This window comes from Ideonella azotifigens, assembly GCF_006519715.1.
Taxonomy (GTDB): Bacteria; Pseudomonadota; Gammaproteobacteria; order Burkholderiales; family Burkholderiaceae_C; genus Ideonella; species Ideonella azotifigens.
This window is the reverse complement of record NZ_VIDT01000855.1, coordinates 1-2009: the sequence shown is the minus strand read 5'-3', so window position 1 is coordinate 2009 and position 2009 is coordinate 1. Positions and strand designations below refer to the sequence as shown.

The following is a 2009-nucleotide window of genomic DNA, read 5'->3' as shown; positions in this document are numbered from 1 at the left end:
CGGCGAACGGCTTGGTTGTGCCGTTGCGCTTGTAGTCGTGCGTCACGATGGTCGCGCGGCTCTTCTTTGGCAAACCCGGCTGTCGAACGTGAGGGTGATCAGGGCTGCAGCTTGCCGGTGCCACTTTGCAAGATCTGGACCGGCAGCGTGCTGCGCGACTGCAGGGCCACCTGCAGCTTGGCGCTGCTGTTGCTCACGGTGTCGGCGGTGACCACGTCGGGCAGGCCGTCCTGGTTCAGGTCGACCGCGGCGAGTGCGTGTGGCTCGTCGGTGCCGGTCACGAAGTTGGCCTGGATGAAGCTGGGGTTGTCGCTGCTGGCGGTGCTGCGGTTCAGCAGCACGCCGATCGAGCCTGCGGTCGAGTTGCCGGTGCCCAGGTAGCTGACCAGCACGTCGGTGCGGCCGTCCAGGTCCATGTCGGCGGTGGTCAGGCCGTAGGGCACGCCGCCGATCTCGCGCACGTTGGCGGCGAAGACCGGCGTGGTGGCGCCGACCGGGGTGCGGTTGACCAGCAAGGCCCAGGTGCTGCCGGCGGTGCCGTTGTTGTTGACGGTGACGATGTCCAGCTTGCCGTCGCCGTCGATGTCCAGCGTGGCCATGTCGGAGGCGGGCTCGCCGGTTTCAAAGGTGAAGGCCGGCGCGAAGCTGATCTTCGAGGAACCGGCGGGCGTGGTGTTGAGCAGGATGGCGACGGTGGCATGCGAGGCGTCGTAGTGATTGCCCAGCGCGATGTCGGGTTTGCCGTCGCCGTTGAAGTCGCCGGTGACCACGGTCTGCGGAGACGAGAAGCGGCTGTTGGTGTCGGCCGAGAAGCCGATGGGGGCGTCCAGCGCCACGGTGGTCTCGCCGCGCTTGGTCAGGTTGCGGAAGACGATGGCGCGGTTGCTGTTGGCTTTTGAGCGGGAACCGAAGCCGGCGCCGACGATGTCGATCTTGCCGTCGCCATCGAAGTCGGCACAGGCCATCTGGTTCATGTAGCCCCAGGGCAGAGAGACCACGTCGGTGCGCACGAAGCTCAGCGCGCCGGGCTGCGAAGTGTTCATCTGTACCGTGAACTGGTTGGTCCCGGCAACGGCGGCCACCAGGTCCGGCAGGCCGTCGCCGTTGAGGTCGCAGGCCACGGGCTTGTTCGGTGCGGAGACCATGCCCAGCGCCACGGGGGCGGCCAGCACCGGCGCAGTGGTGGCGCCGGCGGTGGTGTTGTTGAGCATCACGTCCAGGGTGCCCGCGGTGTAATTGGCCAGCACCAGGTCGGGCTTGCCGTCGCCGTCCAGGTCGGCGCTGGCCATGCCGTAGATGTACTGGCCGATGGTGGCAGAGGGCTCGGTGGTGACCAGCGCCAGCGTGTCCAGGCTGCCTACGGCTTCGACGGCCTGGTCCAACTGCAGCGTGAACTTGCCCAGCTTGCGGTGCTTGGCGTCCTTGCCCAGCACCTGCACCGGCACAGTGACGCTGGTGGCGCCGGCAGGAATGGTGGCAATGCCGCTGGTGGGCCAGTAGTCCTTGCCGGCCTTGGCCGAGCCGTCCACCGTCTGGTAATGCACGCTGACGGTGTTCGTGGTGTCGCCCTGGCGCACGATCTTCATCGGCAGCACGGTGGGCTGGTCGCCCAGCGTGACCGCGCCGTTCTTGCCGTTCAGGGCGGCGGCGGACTGGGCATGGGCCGAGTCGCCCAGGGCGAGGACGGCCAGCGCGGCGGCCAGCAACTGGGCGGAGGGCAGAAGGCGGAAACAGGCAACAACGGCGGGCACGGGCAAACTCCTAGCGGACAAGCTTCTGGGATGCGGGGGATGCCCGGGCGGGTGGCTCGGGCCCCGCCAGGTGGCGGTAGTGCGGCAGTGGGGTGATCTGCAGCCCTGGGCACGAAGATAGGCGGGGGTGCCGGCCAAGTCCTGCCCAATTGATGACCAAACCATGACTGCGGGGGGTAGGCCCGCGCCGGGGCTCAGAGCAGCGTGAGCAGGCGGGGTGCGCGCGGCGGCGCGGGCGTGTCCTCAGCCGCCGCATAG

The 2009-nt window shown here is 68.5% G+C and carries 1 protein-coding gene; it reads right to left on the bottom strand.

What is annotated here, in order from left to right; translation table 11 throughout:
* Window positions 1-98: 98 nt before the first annotated feature.
* Window positions 99-1751, bottom strand: a complete 1653-nt coding sequence (locus FKP22_RS28480) for an FG-GAP-like repeat-containing protein (RefSeq protein ID WP_170201154.1) — start codon at window positions 1749-1751, stop codon at window positions 99-101.
* Window positions 1752-2009 lie beyond the last annotated feature (258 nt).